Below are 18,566 nucleotides of genomic sequence, written 5' to 3'. Positions count from 1 at the left end.
CACACTATTCTGTTTGCCGCCATTACCGAGCCAGCCGGTGCTTCCACCTGCCTCGACATTGCTCTAGCCGCTGTAGACCTGCCCCAGGCTCTGGATTGCCTTTTCCGGTTCCAGTGCCGGATCGAACAGGAAGCCCTGCCCCACATGGCAGCCGATGCGGCGTAGCGCGGCCAGCTGGTCCGATCCCTCTATCCCTTCTGCAATGACCGACAGCGACAGTGCCGGGCCGAGTTCGACCAGCGTCTTGACGATCGCGTGATGCGGGCCGCCCTGAGTCATTTCCTTGATGAAGCTGCGGTCGATCTTGATGCCATCGACCGGATAATCGGTCAGGTGCACCAGAGCGGATTGCCCGACGCCGAAATCATCCAGCATGATGCGGATGCCCGCAGCCTTGAATTTCTTCAGCGCGCGGATGACGTGTTCGGCCCCGCGTTCAACGAGAGCGTGTTCGGTCACCTCCACCTCGATCAGATTGTGCGGGATCGCATAGTGCCGCAGCCGCGCCAGGAAACTTTCGGCGAAATCATCGGCCAAAAATTCAACCGGGGCCACGTTGATCGCGATCGGCTGAACCGCCAGCCCACGCGCGCGCCAGCTGGCGATATCGGCGAAGACGCGTTCCTGCATGCGCCCGCCAACCTGGGTGGCCAGTTCGAAATTGCGAAAAGCCTCCGTAATGGCGGCCGGGCCCTGGATCCGCCCGGCGCCGTCGCGCCAGCGCAACAGCGCCTCGAACCCGCAAATGGTCAATCCGTCGAGCTGCAATTGCGGCTGGTAATAAGGTTCTATCAGATCGTCGGCGACCAGATTGCGTGCCCTGCGGAGCTGCCGGGCCACGGTTTCGGCTGCATGGGCCATGTGCACGTTGAACACCCGCACGCCGCCCCGCCCGGTCAGCTTCATGTCATTGAGCGCGGTATCGGCGCAGCGCATCAAATCCGAAGCATTGGCCGCATCGCGCGGATAGAGCGCGCAGCCGGCACTGAGGTCGCCATTCACCGATCCGCCCGAATGGAGGATCGGCGCCTGCATCTGCTGCTTGGCCACGGTGGCAAGAGCGGTCATTTCCGCCACGGATGACACATTTTCCAGCAGGATGGCGAATTCATCGCCCCCCAGGCGGGCGAAGTAGATTGGCTGGTTGCCGGTGCGTGCCGCAATGACCGAACGAACCATCCGGCGCGAAAAGACCCGCAGCAGATGATCGCCTGCGCCATGGCCGATCGTGTCATTCACATGTTTGAAGTGGTCGAGATCAATCAGGATCATGCCCACATTGGAGGCCTGGCCGCGCGCCTTGCGCAACACGCGTTTGAGCCGGTTGTAGAACGCCCGCCGGTTGAGCAGGCCGGTCAGACTGTCGATTTCTCCGAGTTCGCGGAGGCGGTCTTCCGCTTCCTGCTGAATGGTCACGTCGCGCGATACGCACAGTATGGCCGTCGGCTTGCCCGCTTCATCCTTGAGCGGGGTCAGCAGATTGTCCCAATGCTGTTCCGCCTCGCCCGCAAGCTGGGTCGTGCCGGAAAAGCGGACTGTTTGCCCACGGGCGGCAGATTTGACGGCGGCCCGACTGCGGCTGCGAAGATCGGCCGGAAGCAGCGCGGACCAATCCATCCCGAATTCGGTTTCGTCGACCGGCACGCCCAGCGCGATACAGCCCGACAAATTCATGTGGCGCAGACTGCCGTCGAGATTGATGATCTTGATGCAATCCATGCTGGCATCGAGCATATGGTCGCGCTGCGCTGCGTCCGCCAGGATCCGGGTGCGCATGGCCACCTGATCGTCGATATCGGTGAAGACGACCTGATCATAAACCGCCCCGCCGAATTCCACACACTGCACGGAAGCGAGAAACCAATTGTAGCTGCCATCGCGGTGACGGATGCGGCATTCGAGCGGTGCGGCCCGTGGGTGGGCCGAGAATGCCGAGAGGATGGCCGGCTGATCTGCGGGATGCACGAATTGCGACCAGTTGTTCCAGCCGCTTTCGCACGAGGTCAGGCCGATATGATCGACCCAGCGTGCATTGACATAGCCGTCGCAGGAACTGCGGCGCACTACCACCACCATCTGTGGCAAATGATCAAAGCCACACGCTATGGCCGCCAGATAGCCGTCGCCATGGGCACCTGATTCCGCCGCGTCCGGGTCGGAGCCATAGGCCTTAACTGCCTCATCCGCGCTGGCGAGCGGGCGATAATGATCGAAACTGTACGTACGATCCAATGCACCTCTCCCAGGGAATGCCGCCGCTATTGAAGACGATCGTGGAAGCGATGCGAATGCTATGTAACGCAACTTAACAATATGTAAATTGAACCATTAGCACCATTTGTGGAGTAATATCGCTCTGGCCGTATTGCCGTTTTTTTCCAAAGACTTTACCGCAAGTGCCCACTTGGCGGTAATTTTGCGGCAATAACGCCCAAACAATACGTGGCGTGGCGCCGCACAATCTGCGGCGCCACCCAGCCACCTGGAGGTGGAATCGCGATCGTGAAGTGCCCGGTTTATCCGGCAGGGTTCGCACCGGGTGTTTCGACCCGAGCAATATGGGCGGAGACGATCTTCCAGGTCGAACCCGTCGCCTTGTGCCACACGGTCTGATTGCGGAGCGGTATGGTGACCGCCTGCCCCGTCGTGCTGTCCGTCGTGGTCAGGTTGGCGTCCGATGTGGTGACGGCCAGATCGCCGCTGCTTGCTGCCCAACCGGGGCCAGGGGTGACGCTGATCGACAGGTTCGGATCGCCGAGCAGCTTTTCGTAGCCGGCGCGCACGGCAGCAGGGCCGGTCAGCACTTCTCTGTTGGGCCCTGTCATCACGGCGGTTTCATCGAACAGGCGCATGACGCCGTCGATATCCTTGGCGGCGATCGCTTCGATCTGCGCCTGGGCGGTCAGTTCGACAGCAGAAAGATTGCTTTGCGGATCGCCGGCAGTGCCGCAGGCGGCCAGCAGGAGCAGCGGCGTGACCGCGACGATGGCTGCACGAATTTTCATCTCTATCCTCCCCGTTTCGCGATCCGATGATCGCGCCGTTCGCCCGAACATATTGCCGATCCGGCAGGGACGGTCCTTGACCTATCGCAAGGATGGGCATGCCGTTTCAGGGGCAGGAAAACAAAGACCGGCCCGGATCGTGCGATCCGGGCCGGCCCTTGTCTTTACAAAATCCGGTCAGCCGTACCGACCGGAAAAGCGCGCCACGTCAGCCGACAACCCCGGCTGCAGCCAGCACCGCCAGCGTCAGAACGTCGGGCACGCTGGCCGTCATCGGGGCGATCTGCACCGGCTTTTCCATGCCGATCAGCAGCGGGCCGATGGTGGCATTGCCGCCTAGTTCGCGCAGCAGCTTGGCCGACAGATTGGCCGACTGCAGGCCCGGCATGACCAGCACATTGGCCGGGCCAGACAGGCGATTGAACGGATAGAGCTTCATCACAGTGGGATTGAGCGCGGCATCTGGCGCCATTTCGCCTTCATATTCGAAGCCGGGATCTTCCGCGTCCAGGATATGCACCGCATCGCGGATCCCTTCGAGCCACTTGCCCGACGGATTGCCGAAGGTGGAATAGGACAGGAAGGCAACGCGCGGTTCATGGCCGAGCCGACGGGCCACTGCGGCCGTTTCACGCGCGATATGGGCCAGTTCCTCTGCACTGGGACGTTCGTTGATCGTCGTATCGGCCAGGAAGACGGTGAAGTTCTTCCCGATCATCAGATGGACACCGAATGGCACCTGATCGGCCTTCGGATTGATGACCAGACCGACTTCACGCATCGTCTGCGAGAACGGACGCGTCTTGCCGGTGATCATGGCATCGCCATGGCCCAGTTCCAGCAGCAGCGAGGCGAAGATATTGCGATCCTGATTGACCATCCGGCGCACGTCGCGTTCAGTGTGGCCACGGCGCTGCAGCCGTTCGTACAGGAATTCCACCATTCCCGGGACCAGATCGGAATCGGCCGAATTCTGAACTTCAAAGGCGCTGATATCGTCCACGCCCAGTTCGGCCAGCTTTTCGTGCACGGCCTGGGTCCGCCCGACCAGCACCGGGGTGCCGTAGCCGAAATCGCGATACTGGATCGCGGCGCGCAGCACGACTTCGTCCTCGGCTTCGGCGAAGATCATCCGCTTCGGATTGTTCTTCACTTCGGTGTAGACATTGGTCAGCACGGCGGTTGTCGGGTTCAGCCGGATCTTCAGCGCATCGCGATAGGCGTCGAAATCCTCGATCGGCGCCTGCGCCACGCCGCTGTCCATCGCGGCCTTCGCCACGGCGGAGGACACGACTTCCATCAGGCGCGGATCGAAGGGCGCGGGAATGATGTAATCCCGCCCGAACTGATGGTTCTGGCCATAGGCCACCGACACTTCCTGCGGCACCGGCTGGCGGGCAAGTTCGGCAATCGCGCGCGCTGCGGCGATCTTCATTTCTTCATTGATCGCGGTCGCCTGCACGTCGAGCGCGCCGCGGAAGATGAAGGGGAAGCCGAGCACATTGTTGACCTGGTTCGGATAGTCCGACCGGCCGGTGGCGATAATGGCGTCGGGGCGCACGGCCTTGGCCGCTTCCGGGGCGATTTCCGGATCGGGATTGGCCATGGCGAAGATGATCGGCTGCGGCGCCATGGCGGCCACCCATTCCGGCTTCAGCGCATCCTTGGCCGACAGACCCAGGAAGATGTCTGCGCCCACGAGCGCTTCTTCCAGCGTGCGGCGATCGGTTTCGACCGCATGCGCGCTCTTCCACTGATCCACATTGTCGCGTCCCGGGAAGATCACGCCGGAACGGTCGCACATCAGCACGTTTTCATGCGGAACGCCCATCGCCTTGATCAGTGCGGTGCAGGCAATAGCGGAGGCGCCCGCCCCGTTCACCACCATCTTCACGTCCTTCAGGTCGCGACCCGTGATGAGGCAGGCATTGATCACGCCGGCGGCGGAAATGATCGCCGTGCCGTGCTGATCATCATGCATGACGGGGATCTTCATCCGTTCACGCAGCGCCTGTTCGATGACGAAGCATTCAGGCGCCTTGATGTCTTCCAGATTGATCCCGCCGAAGCTGGGTTCCATCAGGGCAACGGCTTCGATGAATTTGTCCGGATCTTCGGTGGCCAGTTCGATATCGATCGAATCCACATCGGCGAAGCGCTTGAACAGCACCGCCTTGCCTTCCATCACCGGTTTGGACGCCAGCGCGCCAAGATTGCCAAGGCCCAGAATGGCGGTACCATTGGAAATGACCGCCACCAGATTGGAACGGGCGGTGTAGCGGGCCGCATTGGCGGGATCTTCCGCAATGGCCAGCACCGGCGCGGCAACGCCGGGGGAATAGGCGAGGCTCAGGTCACGCTGGGTCGCCATCGGCTTCGACGCGACGATCTCAATCTTACCCGGCCGCAGCACTTCGTGGTAGTAGAGCGCTTCCCGCGCTGTGAATTCATTGGTTTTTTCGGCCAAGGTGATCCTCCGTTGTGCCGACTGCACTAACGCGTGTGCCGCGCGGGGGAAAGCGCTACGGCCACAAACTGCGCGGCAGCGGCAAATTATTCTTCGAGCTCGATGTCCCAGTAGAGCCAGTCACGCCAGGTTTCGTGCAGATAATGCGGCGGGAAGCTTTTGCCGTGCTGCTGCAATTGCCAACTGGTCGGGCGGATGGGCCGCACCTGCAACTGCATCTTCGCCTGCGCCGGGGTCCGCCCGCCTTTCTTCATGTTGCAGGGCCCGCATGCCGTGGCGATGTTTTCCCAGGTCGTCTTGCCACCCAGGCGTCGGGGCACCACATGATCGAAGGTCAGATGTTGCGGGCTGCCGCAATACTGGCAGGCGAACCGGTCCCTCAGAAAAAGATTGAACCGCGTGAAGGCAGGAAATTCGCTGGGTTTCACGAATTGCCGCAACGCGATGACAGAGGGGATCTGCATGTCGAGCGACTGCGAATGCACATGACGGTCGTAGCTGGCCACAATGTCCACCCGTTCCAGGAACACGGCCTTGATCGCCGTCTGCCAGGGCCACAGGCTGAGCGGATAATAGGACAGCGGTGTGTAATCGGCATTGAGCACCAGCGCCGGACAGCTGTCTAGCCGGCGGATGGGATCCTCAACCGCGCTTCTGAAGCGTGCGGCACGTTCGATCAGTTCGGCCTTGAACACGGCGCGTGTCCTCCCTGATACGGAGAGAGGAGCATTTGCGCGGAAAAGCGTCAACCCTGTTACAGCATCGGAATCCCCGAAAATTTCTTCGATGACCGACCTCGACCCGCCCGCCCGCCCCCCGGCGACCACACGTTTCGCCCCCAGCCCCAATGGTGGGCTGCATCTGGGGCACGCCTGGTCCGCCATCATGGCCCAGGATCTGGCCCATGCCGCAGGCGGGCGTTTCCTGCTGCGGATCGAAGATATCGACGGCACCCGATCGCGCCCGGAACTGGCCGACGTGTTCCGCCGCGATCTGGAATGGCTGGGCCTGGAGTGGGACGAGGTTGCACCACAATCCACCCGGACGGCGCGCTATGACGCGGCAGCAGAGCAATTGCGCGCCCTCGGGCTGCTGTACCCCTGCCGCTGCAGCCGGGCAGAGATTGCCGCAGCGGCAACGCGATCGGGCCCGGACGGGTTGGTCTACCCCGGCACCTGCCGCCGTGCACAGATCGACCCGCAGCGTGAAGAGGTGGCCTGGCGGATCGACATGGCGCGCGCGCTGCAACTGACCGGCCCGCTGCGATGGACCGATGCGCTGGCGGGCGATCAACAGGCCCGGCCGGAAGCGGCCGGCGATGTCATTCTGGTGCGCAAGGACCGGGACACGCCCGCCAGCTATCATCTGGCCGCTACGCTGGATGATGCCGATGACGGCGTGACGCTGGTGACGCGGGGGATGGATCTGTTCGAGGCGAGCCATATCCACCGTTTGCTGCAGACCCTGCTGCAACTGCCCGTGCCCATCTGGCACCATCATCCGCTGCTGATCGACAGCGACGGGCGCAAGCTGGCGAAGCGGCGCAATGCCCCGACCCTGGCCGATCGGCGGGAAGCCGGAGAAGACGGGCGAGCGCTGGCGGAAGATCTGCGCACCGGGCGGCTACCCGCTGGTCTTTCCCTGGGCAGTGCTGTAGAGTCCGATCCATGCAGATAATCATGATCATTGCCATTGTGGCGCTGATGGGCATGGTCGTTGTTTCGCTGGTGCGCGGGATCATCGCCTTTTTGCAGACCACCAAGGTCGACCTTGAAAGCAACAGCGACAAGGTGACCGAGTTGCAGCTGAAACAGAACCGCTTGATGGCATCGCGGGTGAAGTTCCAGGCGCTGGCGATCGTGGCAGTCGCGGTGCTGCTGTTGATCAGCAACCGCTAGACCCGAAGCCACCATGGTCCGCCTGACCACGATCTACACCCGTACCGGCGATTCCGGCACAACCGGGCTGGTCGACGGGTCTCGCCTGGCCAAGGATGCACCACGCATCGAAGCGGTTGGCACGGTAGACGAGCTCAACTCCTGCCTCGGTCTCGCCATTCTGGCGATCAAGACCTTATGGGCGGCAGATCTGACCCGCATTCAGAACGATCTGTTCGATCTGGGCGCCGATCTGGCCACCCCGGGCGAAGATTTCGAACCCACGGCCCAATCCCTGCGCATTGTCGCATCGCAGACCGAGTGGCTGGAACAGCGCATTGACGAAGTGAACGCCACGCTCGACCCGCTGCGCAGCTTCGTGCTGCCTGGCGGCAATGAAACCGCGGCAAGGCTGCATCTGGCACGCGCCATCGCCCGCCGGGCGGAACGGCGGATCGCAACCATGGCGCAGACCGATCCGGTCAATCCGGCGGCGCGCGCCTATATCAATCGCCTGTCCGATTTCCTGTTCGTGCTGGCCCGCGCGGTCAATGCCAGCGAGGCGGGCGACGTATTGTGGAAGCCCGGCGCCAACCGCTGAATTGACTGACGTGCCCCTGCCCTAAAACTGCTGCCGTAACTCTAGCGTCTGCGCCTTGCGGCAGCTATCCATGTTGCAACTGCGAAGGAGCATGTGATGGGTTTGATCGGCATCATCGGGGCGGGCCAGATGGGCGCGGGTATCGCGCAGGTTGCGGCGGCAAGCGGATATGAGGTGGCACTGCTCGACCGTGACATCGCCCTGGCCGAGAAGGCCCGTACCGGCATTGCCGGGAGGCTGGCGCGGCTGGTGGAAAAGGACAAGCTGAGCCAGGCTGAAGCGGATGCATCGCTGAACCGCATCCAGCCGGTGGCCGATTACGCCCGTCTGTCCGGCGCACGCATCATCATCGAAGCCGCCACCGAACGCGAAGAGATCAAGCGCAGCATCTTCGATGCCGCCGCCGCCGTGCTGGCGCCGGACGCCATTCTGGCCAGCAACACCAGCTCGATCCCGATTACCCGGATGGCCGCGGGCGTGCCCGATCCCAGCCGTTTCATCGGGCTGCATTTCTTCAACCCGGTGCCGGTGATGGCGCTGGTGGAGATCATCGCGGGGCTGGCATCATCCCCCGAAACCGTGGCCAGCACGCGCCAGTTTGCCGAAAGCCTGGGCAAGGAGGTGGTGCTGAGTGAGGATGAGCCCGGTTTCGTGGTCAATCGCATCCTGCTGCCGATGATCAATGAGGCGGTATTCGTGCTGGGCTCCGGCACGGCGAGCGTGGCCGATATCGACAAGGGTTGCCGGCTGGGGCTCAATCACCCGATGGGGCCGCTGCAGCTGGCCGATTTCATCGGCCTCGACACCTGTCTGGAGATCATGCGGGTGATTGCCGATGGCACGGGCGACAGCAAATATCGCCCCGCCCCGCTGCTGACCAAATATGTCGAGGCCGGCTGGCTGGGCCGCAAGAGCGGTAGGGGTTTTTACGATTATTCCGGACCGGAGCCCGTGCCCACGCGGTAACGCGGCGCCGGGAACGGGCACCGGGTCTGGCGGGTTACCGGCATAGAGGAGCCCGACCATGAACGAAGACCCCCGCACAATTCCCGCCGAACCGCGCGATCAGGACGACGCACCCGAACTGCACAATTCCGAGCAGGAAGATGAGGAGGCCCAGGCGCAGACCATCGCCGATGAAGCGCGCCACGGTGAGCGGGCCGCGCCCAGTCCGCTGGACAGCAGCAAATCATCCGAAGGCGGTGAAGTGATGGATGACGCATCGCAGGATCTGATCGATCTGATGCGCGATATGGAACAGTCCGGTCAGATCGACATGCGCGCCTATCGCGGCGAACCGAATATGGATGACGAGGACGAAACCTACGGCAAAAAGAACGCCGACGAAGACTAAGATTGCAGGGCAGGCCAATTGCGCCTGCCCTTGCACTCCTTAACTGGCCGCTTCACGCTTCAATTCATACAGCAAATCCAGCGCTTCACGCGGTGTCAGCGCATCCACATCCAGATCGCGCAATTTCTGCTGCAGGTCATCGGCTGGTTCTTCCTGCCGCTGCGCAGCCGCAGCGGCGAAGAGCGGCAGTTCCCCCAATCCCGCAGCCAGGCCACCGGTTTCCGAGCGCCCCTTCTCCAGCCGTTCCAGCACTGCCCTGGCGCGCGCGACGACGGGCGGAGGTACGCCAGCCAGCTTGGCAACAGCCAGACCATAGCTGCGATCGGCCGCCCCTTCGGCGACTTCATGCAACAGCACCAGATCGCCCTTCCATTCGCGGGCGCGGACATGGTGCAGCGACAGCGCGGGGCAGCTGTCCGCCAGCCGCGCCATTTCATGGTAATGGGTCGCGAACAGGCAGCGGCAGCGATTGTTTTCATGGATTGCCTCGGCCACGGCCCAGGCCAGCGCCAACCCGTCATAGGTGGAGGTGCCCCGCCCGACTTCGTCAAGAATGACGAAGCTGCGTTCCCCGGCCAGCGCCAGAATGGCGGCGGTTTCGACCATTTCCACCATGAAGGTGGAGCGACCGCGCGCCAGATTGTCGGCCGCACCAACGCGGCTGAACAGCCGGTCGACCAGACCGATGGTAGCGCTGGCCGCGGGAACGAAGCCGCCGGCCTGCGCCAGCACGACGATCAGCGCATTCTGCCGCAGGAAGGTGGATTTACCGCCCATGTTGGGGCCACCGACCAGCCACAGCCGGTTGCCGGGGACGAGATCGCAATCATTGGCAACGAAGCGTTCGCCCAGCCGCGCCAGCGCTGCCTCCACCACCGGATGGCGCCCTTCGCGGATCATCAGGGACCGGTCGTCGGTGATGACTGGACGGCACCAGCCGCCTTCTGCTGCGCGTTCGGCCTGGCCAGCGGCGACATCGATGCGGGCGAGCGCAGCCGCCGTTGCGGCGATCCGTTCCCGATCGGCGACCACGCCAGCCACCAGATCTTCAAAATGCGCCTCTTCCGCGACCAGCGCATGTCCGCCAGCTTCGGCGATCCGACTCGCTTCCTCATGCAGGGCCAGCGAATTGAAGCGCACGACATTGGCCATGGTCTGACGGTGAGTAAAGCCGCTGTCCGCCCCCATCAGCGCATCGCCATGGCGGGCTGGCACCTCGATGAAATAGCCCAGCACGCCATTGTGACGGATCTTCAGTGCAGCAATGCCGGTCTGGTCGCGATAGCGCGCCTCCATCGCGGCGATGGCGCGCCGGGCATTGCCGGACACCTGGCGCAATTCATCAAGCGAGGCATCATAGCCTTCGGCAATATAGCCTCCCGATGCCCGCTCGGTCGGCGGAGAAGCCACCAGGGCGCGCGTGAGCAGATCGGTCAGATCGCCATGGCCGGCAAGGCAGGGCAGCAGATCGCGCAACAGCGCGGGGTGATCCGGCAGTGATTGCAACCGGTCATGGATTCGCCCCGCTTCCCCCAACCCATCGCGCAATTGCCCGAGATCACGCGGGCTGCCCCGCCCGGCCACCAGCCGCCCCAGTGCCCGCCCCACATCCGGCAGGGCGCGCAGGACATCGCGCAGATCGGCACGCAGCATCGGATCGCCGTGCAGCCAGCCAACCAGATTAAGCCGCCCCTCGATCGCAGTACGCTGGGCTAGCGGGGCTGCCAGATCATCTGCCAACTGCCGCGCGCCAGCACCCGTCACGCAGCGATCAATGGCAGCGATCAGACTGCCCGCCCGACCTCCGCCCTGCGATTCGAGAATTTCAAGACTGGCCCGGGTCGCCTCATCCATGGCCAGCGCGGCGCCGCTGGCGCGCATCACCGGCGGCAGCAGCAGCGGCAGTTTGCCGCGCCCCGCATGGTCGAGATAAGCGATCAGCCCGCCCGCAGCCGCCAGCATGGCGCGGCTGAATTCGCCGAAGGCATCGAGCGTGGCCAGCCCATGCACCGCCTTCAGCCGGGCGGTGCCATCATCGCTGCCGAACTCGCTGCGCGGGCGGGCAATCATGGCCTCGGGCGCATCGGCCCAATCTTCGGGCCCGACAATCTCGCTCGCCCCCAGCCGCGCAATGGCAGAGGTCAATTCCGCCGGCACGCATTCTTCCAGTTCCATCCGGCCGGTCGAAATATCGCAGGAGGCAATGCCGAAAGTGCCGCGCAGATCGCAGATCGCCGCCAGCACATTGGCCCGGCGCGGTTCCAGCAGCGCTTCTTCCGTCAAGGTGCCGGCCGTGACGAAACGGACGATGTCGCGCCGGACCAGCGCCTTGGACCCGCCGCGCTTCTTCGCCTGTTCGGGTGTTTCCACCTGTTCGGCAATCGCCACCCGGCACCCGGCCTTGATCAAGCGGGCCAGATAGTTTTCCGCCGCGTGCACGGGCACGCCGCACATGGGCACGGGCGCCCCATCATGCTCGCCCCGGCTGGTCAGCGCGATATCGAGCACCTGGCTCGCCCGCCGGGCATCGTCGAAGAACAATTCGAAGAAATCGCCCATGCGATAGAACAGCAGGCAGTCGTCCGCTTCCCGCTTGAGGGCGAGATATTGCGTCATCATCGGGGTAGGTTCAGCAGCCATCGCCACCCCGCCTAGCGAATGCCGGCGGCAAGGTCATTTCCCGCAGCTGGTTTTGCTGCGGAAATCCCCGCCTATTGCTCAATCACCGGATGATGCTTGTCCAGATGGCGCTTGATGATGCGTACATTGCGAGTGTTCGCGCGAAACAGGAAATCGAACAGATCGCCCGCCAGCGGCACGGCACCCAGAGCAGTATCGATCGCCAGATTGCCCGCCATCCGCCCGAGCTGCCATTTCGACATGCCGAGATTGCGCGCTTCCCAGATGATGTAGCTGCCCAGGATGGCACCAATCACATCGCCTGCCACCGGGATCAGACCCACCAGCGCATCGAGCCCGACAGGCCGATTGATACCGGGCACGATGAAACTGCGTTCGAGCAGATGTTCCATCGCCAGCACACGCTGACGGATCGATTCGGGATCACGCCCCAGCGGCAGACCCATCTGCATCGGACGCGGACGTTGCACCTGTTCCACCGGCAGCTCCTTGTTGCTGCCTATCTGGGGCGCTCTGCCATCGGCGGCAAGGGGTGGAAGGCCCAGATGTTGGGCGAAAATCCGTTGATCCGTCCCCGCACCAGCGACCAGCGCAGTGGAGAGCCAAACGGAATATAGACATTGCTGATGGTCAGGGCCGCCTCCGCCTCTGCCAGCAAGGTGGCTCTTTGTTGCAGATTGTCTGCGGTCATGGCCCGGGCCATGATTTCGTCCGTCTGCGGGCTGCAAGCCCCCCGACGCAGCGAACAATTGAATTGATTGAGGAACCAGGCAGCATCGGCATAGCGGGCCACCCGATCGACCAGCACCAGATCCGCCTTTGCAGGATCATCCACCCTTTGCAGCACCACCCCGATTCGGACCATCTGCCCGGCCAGCTGATGAAACAGCTGATCATGGCCCAGATCCCGGTCAATCGCCAAGGTCAGCTGCACCGGGCCTTCCACGCCGTTTGCATTGCGCCAGGCCGCTACCCGTCGGGCAGCGACGAGGCGCCTGTCGGCAATCGCGTCTTCCCCCCAGCGTTCGGCAATCAGGCCCGGATCGTCGGCCAGTCCCGGCGCGACCACTCGCGTCGTCGGCACCCAGCCGCCAATGTTGAACGGCGCGATCAGAGCGGGACGGTCGATCGCCATGGCCAGGGCTTCTCTTTCCGCGGCATCCGCCAGAAATCCACCCGGTTCCCGCACGCGCATCCCGAACAGACCCATGGCCGGATCGACCCGCACCGTGCCTCGCGACAAGGGGCCGACATCCACCCGAGGCAGCGAGCCGATCATCCCGCCGAGCACCACATCGGATGCGCCATCATTGAAGCTTTTAACCGCCTGCTCCGCCGTGGCAGCCCGCAAGACGATCGGGCGGACATATTCCTGCCAATCCTCTTCTTCGGCGATACCGCGTTCAACCGGTGGCTTGAATTCAAACCGCGTGGCGGCAGTTCCGCGCTCCGCCATCATCGGACCGATCCCGGTCTTGCCCCGTTGCAAGGCCAGTTCAGGCTGAGCCAGCAATTGCAGCAGCATCGGCACGGGGCTGGACAGGCGGATTTCCACCACCCGACCGGCCATGGCGCGGATATCTTCGACAGGCCGCAGATCAATCGCCAGCGCCGTGCCGCGCACGTCGCGGATGGCGCGACGCAGTTCAGTGCGAACGCTTTCCGCCGTCAGGGGGGAGGCATCGCCCCAATTCCCTTCACGCAAGCGGAAGATGAAGCTGCGTCCATCATCGGTGACGATCCAGCGTTCCGCCAGCGCGGGGACGACTTCCCCCTGCGCATCAAGGGCGACCAGTCCCGCCCCGGTGGCCGCGCGCACGTGGCGGGCGCCGGCGGAAATGTCCCCGCCTTTGCTGAAAAGATTGTCCTGCGTATCAATGAAGTCGACCGGCAGGGCGCCCGAATCACTCCGTCCGCATGCTGCCAGAGCCAACAGCAGCGACACAAGCGCAGTGGGGCGGGAAAGGCCAGGCCGTAGCATAGCCACGACACTAGGCGGGCGCCGGGGCGCCTTCAACCATCGTCCTCAAAAACCAGCGCCCCGCGAATCAGATCTTGCGCAGGCGCGATGCGTCCACCGGCGTGGCCGGGGCGCGGGCATAACGCGGACTTTCGAAATCGTCCCCGGTTACCGGCGCTCTTACGAGCTTGGGATCCACTTCCTCAACAAACGCGATCCCAAAACGATTGTCCTGCTTCCAGGCAACCGAGCCTTCAACCCAGCCAATATTGCGCAGTTCCACAGCGACCAGCGACCCGCGCATCACCCGGACGTCGCCTTCTGCCATCATGCCGCCCGCCGACAGGTTGCGCACCTTGATCTGGTGCAGGACATCCTGGCCATCGACACGCAATTGCGCGAGCAGCAGCAGACTGTCCCGGTTGACCTGACGAGTGTCGACATTGCTCATCGTGCTTGTACTGTTCCCTTGCGTGGCCCGCCGCAGAGAGGCGGCCGGCACGTTTCATCGCCTGCGCAGGACCATGGCAAAACCATGCCTAAGCGAATCTTAATACCGGCGGGCAGGATTAAACCTGTCCCGCTTTGGATCAGTCGTCTCGGGAAACCTTTTCACGACGTTCATGGGCTTGCTGGGCCTCCACCGTCATGGTGGCGATCGGGCGGGCGATCAGACGGTTGATCCCGATCGGTTCGCCGCTGACTTCGCACCAACCATATTCGCCGGCATCGATCCGACGCAGGGCGGAATCGATCTTGGAAATCAGCTTGCGCTGCCGGTCTCGGGTGCGCAGTTCAATGCCCCAATCGGTTTCACTGGAGGCACGATCATTAAGATCGGGTTCGCGGATCGGACCATCCTGCAGCGACTGCAGCGTGTTTTCCGAGGCCGACAGGATCGATTTCTTCCATTCCAGCAGCAACACCCGAAAGTAGTTGAGCTGTTGCGGGGACATGTATTCCTCGTCATCGGACGGGGCATAATCCCGGTCCAGAGCCCGCTTGGCCATGGCGAGGATGTCTATTTCGTCATTCTGCACCGATATCCACTCCACTCGCACATCACGGCGTGGCCCGCCGGCGACATCTGCGACTTGGCATATGCCATCCGGTCGAATTGGCGCGGCCTATAAGGGCAGCCGGATAGCCGCACAAGCGCAATCTAGGCCTGCCCGACTCCGCCAAAAAGCTCCCCAAACAGCGTAGTAAAGCTAAGTACTATTCCATATTTAACTGTAGCATTAACCATTTTTTGAAAAGCTTCTGGAAATCATTGCCCATCGAAGCATCGGGCCAGGGGGCCTCGAGCAAGGGGACACGGTCATGGAACAGCCCAGGATCGAAATATTCGTGAAGAAAACACCGGCCGATGAAACCGCGCCGGATCTGCGTGTGGCCCACTTTATGGCCGACGCCGCGCAAGGGGATATCCACGCCTGTTTCGACCTGGGGGTGGCCTATTCGACCGGCAATCTCGGGGTGAACTGCGATTTGATCGAAGCGCACAAATGGTTCAATCTGGCGGCCTCGCGCGGCCATGAAGAGGCGGCCTGTTGCCGGGCCGACATCTCCGACGAAATGACCGCGCGCGAAATCGCCGAGGCGCAGCGCCGAGCCCGCGAATGGCTGCGCGCCGGGGAACGCCGGGCGGCCTGATCAGCGGCGGAATGGCGTCCGGTCGTTCAGAACAAGTTGGTCCAGCGCGATGCCATCGCGTTCCTGGGCCAGGTAATCAGCCACCGCCGCGCGAAAACCGGGATCGGCGATGTAATGCATCGAACAGGTCTGCACCGGTTCATAGCCCCGCGCGAGCTTGTGCCCGCCCTGAGCACCCGCCTCTACCCGGTTGAGCCCCCGCGCAATCGCTTCATCGATGGCGCGATAATAACACAGTTCGAAATGCAGGAACGGCTTGTCGACCAGACAACCCCAATAGCGGCCGTATAGGGCATCCGCGCCGATGAAATTCAACGCCCCGGCAATCGGCTGACCGTCGGCATAGGCGAGGAACAGCAGAATCTGATCCCCCATGCGTTCACCCAGCAGATCGAAGGCCGATCGTGTCAGATAGGGCGTGCCCCATTTGCGCGCGCCAGTATCCTGATAGAACTGCCAGAACGCATCCCAATGTTCGGGTTTCAGATCCGCGCCGGAAAGCGTGCGGATCTCCACCCCGGCCTGCGCAGCTTCGCGTTCCTTGCGGATATCCTTGCGCTTGCGCGATGACAGCGCTGCCAGAAAATCATCAAAGCTGGCGTAATCGCGGTTGAGCCAGTGGAATTGAATATCATGCCGCCGCAGCCAGCCGGCTTGTTCGAACAACGGCCTCTGCTCCGGTTCGATGAAGCTGGCATGCGCCGAAGAAAAACCTTCGTTGCGGCACAATTGTTCGACTGCGCGCAGCAGCAATGGCGCCATGGCCGGATCGGACAGCAACAGCCGCGGTCCGCTGGCGGGCGTGAAAGGCACGGCAATCTGCAGTTTGGGGTAATAGTCGCCGCCCGCGCGATGCCAGGCATCGGCCCAGGCGTGATCGAACACATATTCGCCCTGGCTATGCCCCTTGGCATAGGCCGGCAATGCGGCCAGCAATTGCCCACCGCCGTTCTCGATCACCAGCGGAGCCGGCGCCCAGCCGGTGCCAGGCCCAACGCTGCCGGAATCCTCCAACGCGGTCAGGAATGCGTGGGACATGAAAGGATTGCCGCCGCCGACAAGTGCATCCCAGGATGCGGCATCAATCCGGCCCACAGCCGGGTACAGGCGAACCGTCCAATCGGTGCTGGTCATGAACCAGATCTAGGCATCATTGTCCCTAGCAACCAGCCCTTCCCCTTCGGCAATGCAGGCGTCGGCATGGCTGATGGCCAGTGCCGCATGCTCTGCGCCGGTCACTGTCCAGGCCAGCACCGGAATACGCCGCGCACGCTGTTCCGCAACGAAGGAGGATGGCAGGCTGGCAATATCATAGGCGAGGAAATCCGGCCGGGCGCGCCAGAACATCATGCGCCGGGACACTCGCGCCCGGGCGCTGGCGCCATCAGCCTCGCTCATCACCAGTCCACGCAGCAGATTCGGCGCATGGCGAGCGAACCATTTGGCCACGCGCGGATCGAAGGACATGACCGCCACCGCGCCCGAATATCCTTCCAGTTCCGCACGGACAGCGAGGCAGAGCGGGCCGACCGGGCGTTCCCGGCGCGTCTTCAGCTCGATCAAAAGCGGCACGGCGCTGCCGATCTGGGCGACCAGATCGCGCAGGGTGGGAATGTGCTCATCGCTGCCCGACAGCAGGATCCGGGTGATTTCCCCCACGCTGCGGGTGGCGACCGGGCCGCTTTCCCCGGTCAGCCGATCGAGCGTTTCGTCATGGAAGACGATCGCCCGACCATCGCGCGTCTTGCGCACATCGCATTCGATTCCCAACCCGCGCGCGATCGCGCCCGCAAAAGCGGTGCGGGAGTTTTCGACCACATTGGCACTGTGCAGGCCACGATGGGCGTAGGTAAACCGGGTCAGCCAGCCGACGCGCCCCTGTTCGGGGGCGGGAACCAGCAGCTTGTCAAACAGGCGCCAGAGCAAAGATTGCATCCACTTCTACAGCTGCGCCGAGCGGCAGCGCCGGCACCCCGACAGCGGCACGTGCATGCTTGCCGGCATCCCCGAAGATTTCGACCATCAGTTCGGATGCGCCATTGGCGATCCTGGGCTGATCGGTGAAAGATCCGGTCGAATTGACGAAAGCGCCCAGCTTCACGACTTGTTCCACCCGATCCAGCGATCCAAGCGCGGCCTGCAATTGCGCCAGGATCATCAGCCCGCAGGCACGCGCAGCGGCATAGCCCTGATCGGCGGTCACATCCTCACCCAGGCGGCCAGTGACCAATTGGCCATCGACAAACGGCAATTGCCCGGAAACATGCGCCAGGCTGCCAGCGACGACCACCGGAACATAGGCTGCGACCGGTGCCGCAGCGGCAGGCAGGACGATTCCCAGTTCTTCGAGACGGGCGGCAACAGTCATTTAGTATCTCCGTGCAAAGTATCGAGCAGCCAGGGCAGGGCCTGCTGCCAATTGTCTATCCGCGCATCGGCGTGGCCGGCAGTCAGGGCGCAGGGCACATGCGGCGCAATCGCCGGTTCGCCGCACAGATGCAGCCGCCGGACATCGGGCGCGAGTTCGAACACCGATTGGTGATGGCCGGCGATATCGTCAATAAACACTGCGCGGCTGGGCGCATATTCGGCGATAATCCGCTGCAGCGCGCCGCCCTTGGGCCCCTGATTGGTATAGACCGGCACATCCAGCCCGTGCTCTCGCAATTGCCGTCGCCGATCCGCGTTCCGCTTGTCCGTCAGATTGGTCAGGATCACCACATCGGCGTCACGCTGCAGTTCTGTCATCGCCTCGATCGCGCCGGCGATCGCAGTCTGGCGGCTCATCTGCGTGTCGAAGAAGCCTTCGAGATAACCATGCACACCATCAATGCCGATCGTCTGTCCGGTGGCGCGGACGATCATCGATTCGGCGAAGGGATTGCCTTCCAGCGTGAAATCGATCTCGTGCTCGCTGCCCAGCCAGTCGCGAAAATGCCGCACCATGTGCAGCAGCACTTCATCGCAATCGCTGATCACCAAGGGCCGCGTCATGCCGAAATCCCG

Annotated in this window: 19 protein-coding genes; 6 read left to right on the top strand and 13 right to left on the bottom strand. The window is 63.1% G+C overall.

What is annotated here, in order from left to right; translation table 11 throughout:
* Nucleotides 1-63: 63 nt before the first annotated feature.
* The 4 genes from GRI97_RS14365 to GRI97_RS14350 all read right to left on the bottom strand — a co-directional run bounded on the left by GRI97_RS14365 (nt 64) and on the right by GRI97_RS14350 (nt 6,152).
* Nucleotides 64-2,232: a putative bifunctional diguanylate cyclase/phosphodiesterase gene (locus GRI97_RS14365; protein WP_161391902.1), complete on the bottom strand. Its 2,169-nt coding sequence runs from the start codon at nt 2,230-2,232 to the stop codon at nt 64-66.
* Between the two features lie 284 nt (nt 2,233-2,516).
* A complete protein-coding gene (locus GRI97_RS14360; RefSeq protein WP_161391901.1) occupies nt 2,517-3,005 on the bottom strand; it encodes a YybH family protein in 489 nt (162 codons plus the stop codon).
* 208 nt (nt 3,006-3,213) lie between these two features.
* On the bottom strand, nt 3,214-5,472 hold the full coding sequence (locus GRI97_RS14355) for an NADP-dependent malic enzyme (RefSeq protein ID WP_161391900.1): 2,259 nt from the start codon (nt 5,470-5,472) through the stop codon (nt 3,214-3,216).
* A gap of 86 nt (nt 5,473-5,558) precedes the next feature.
* Nucleotides 5,559-6,152, bottom strand: coding sequence for an HNH endonuclease (locus tag GRI97_RS14350; protein ID WP_202392798.1), 594 nt, complete (start codon nt 6,150-6,152; stop codon nt 5,559-5,561).
* 106 nt (nt 6,153-6,258) lie between these two features.
* Here GRI97_RS14350 and gluQRS point away from each other — a divergent pair, with 106 nt between their 5' ends.
* From gluQRS to GRI97_RS14325, 5 genes are all read left to right on the top strand, one after another.
* Nucleotides 6,259-7,149 (top strand): tRNA glutamyl-Q(34) synthetase GluQRS, encoded by an 891-nt coding sequence (gluQRS, locus tag GRI97_RS14345; protein ID WP_161391898.1) that lies wholly within the window; start codon nt 6,259-6,261, stop codon nt 7,147-7,149.
* Between the two features lie 2 nt (nt 7,150-7,151).
* Entirely contained in the window at nt 7,152-7,370 is a 219-nt protein-coding gene (locus GRI97_RS14340; protein ID WP_235917857.1) for an HIG1 domain-containing protein, read from the top strand.
* 13 nt (nt 7,371-7,383) lie between these two features.
* Nucleotides 7,384-7,950 carry a cob(I)yrinic acid a,c-diamide adenosyltransferase gene (locus GRI97_RS14335; protein WP_161391896.1) on the top strand — a complete coding sequence of 189 codons (567 nt, stop codon included), beginning with the start codon at nt 7,384-7,386 and terminating at the stop codon, nt 7,948-7,950.
* 96 nt (nt 7,951-8,046) lie between these two features.
* The gene (locus GRI97_RS14330; protein WP_161391895.1) at nt 8,047-8,916 is read left to right on the top strand and encodes a 3-hydroxyacyl-CoA dehydrogenase NAD-binding domain-containing protein; all 870 of its coding nucleotides are present in this window, start codon (nt 8,047-8,049) and stop codon (nt 8,914-8,916) included.
* A gap of 58 nt (nt 8,917-8,974) precedes the next feature.
* A complete protein-coding gene (locus GRI97_RS14325) occupies nt 8,975-9,304 on the top strand; it encodes a hypothetical protein (protein ID WP_161391894.1) in 330 nt (109 codons plus the stop codon).
* Nucleotides 9,305-9,343: 39 nt separating this feature from the next.
* Here the strand turns inward: GRI97_RS14325 and mutS are convergent, their stop codons facing one another.
* The 5 genes from mutS to dksA form a co-directional block, all read right to left on the bottom strand.
* Nucleotides 9,344-11,944 (bottom strand): DNA mismatch repair protein MutS, encoded by a 2,601-nt coding sequence (gene mutS, locus GRI97_RS14320; RefSeq protein ID WP_235917856.1) that lies wholly within the window; start codon nt 11,942-11,944, stop codon nt 9,344-9,346.
* 71 nt (nt 11,945-12,015) lie between these two features.
* Entirely contained in the window at nt 12,016-12,390 is a 375-nt protein-coding gene (locus GRI97_RS14315; RefSeq protein WP_161392201.1) for a DUF4112 domain-containing protein, read from the bottom strand.
* A gap of 53 nt (nt 12,391-12,443) precedes the next feature.
* A complete protein-coding gene (locus tag GRI97_RS14310) occupies nt 12,444-13,925 on the bottom strand; it encodes an ABC transporter substrate-binding protein (RefSeq protein ID WP_161391893.1) in 1,482 nt (493 codons plus the stop codon).
* 67 nt (nt 13,926-13,992) lie between these two features.
* Nucleotides 13,993-14,355, bottom strand: a complete 363-nt coding sequence (locus GRI97_RS14305) for a PilZ domain-containing protein (RefSeq protein ID WP_161391892.1) — start codon at nt 14,353-14,355, stop codon at nt 13,993-13,995.
* A 139-nt stretch (nt 14,356-14,494) separates the two neighbouring features.
* Nucleotides 14,495-14,914, bottom strand: coding sequence for an RNA polymerase-binding protein DksA (gene dksA / locus GRI97_RS14300; protein ID WP_161392200.1), 420 nt, complete (start codon nt 14,912-14,914; stop codon nt 14,495-14,497).
* Nucleotides 14,915-15,227: 313 nt separating this feature from the next.
* Here dksA and GRI97_RS14295 point away from each other — a divergent pair, with 313 nt between their 5' ends.
* On the top strand, nt 15,228-15,560 hold the full coding sequence (locus GRI97_RS14295) for a sel1 repeat family protein (RefSeq protein ID WP_161391891.1): 333 nt from the start codon (nt 15,228-15,230) through the stop codon (nt 15,558-15,560).
* Here GRI97_RS14295 and GRI97_RS14290 read toward each other — a convergent pair whose 3' ends face one another.
* The 4 genes from GRI97_RS14290 to GRI97_RS14275 are packed head-to-tail and all read right to left on the bottom strand — an operon-like array spanning nt 15,561 to nt 18,554.
* Nucleotides 15,561-16,694: a GNAT family N-acetyltransferase gene (locus GRI97_RS14290; protein WP_161391890.1), complete on the bottom strand. Its 1,134-nt coding sequence runs from the start codon at nt 16,692-16,694 to the stop codon at nt 15,561-15,563.
* A 9-nt stretch (nt 16,695-16,703) separates the two neighbouring features.
* Nucleotides 16,704-17,495: a glycerophosphodiester phosphodiesterase family protein gene (locus GRI97_RS14285; protein ID WP_161391889.1), complete on the bottom strand. Its 792-nt coding sequence runs from the start codon at nt 17,493-17,495 to the stop codon at nt 16,704-16,706.
* Nucleotides 17,467-17,928: a RidA family protein gene (locus tag GRI97_RS14280; protein ID WP_161391888.1), complete on the bottom strand. Its 462-nt coding sequence runs from the start codon at nt 17,926-17,928 to the stop codon at nt 17,467-17,469. Before GRI97_RS14280 ends, GRI97_RS14285 begins: the two co-directional genes overlap by 29 nt.
* Complete coding sequence (locus GRI97_RS14275) at nt 17,925-18,554, bottom strand: HAD family hydrolase (protein ID WP_161391887.1); 630 nt, start codon at nt 18,552-18,554, stop codon at nt 17,925-17,927. The genes GRI97_RS14280 and GRI97_RS14275 overlap by 4 nt, the downstream gene beginning before the upstream one ends.
* Nucleotides 18,555-18,566: the final 12 nt, after the last annotated feature.

Source organism: Croceibacterium xixiisoli, assembly GCF_009827305.1.
In the GTDB taxonomy this organism is placed as follows: Bacteria; Pseudomonadota; Alphaproteobacteria; order Sphingomonadales; family Sphingomonadaceae; genus Croceibacterium_C; species Croceibacterium_C xixiisoli.
The sequence above is the reverse complement of the archived record's forward strand: the minus strand, read 5'-3'. Positions and strand labels throughout refer to the sequence as shown.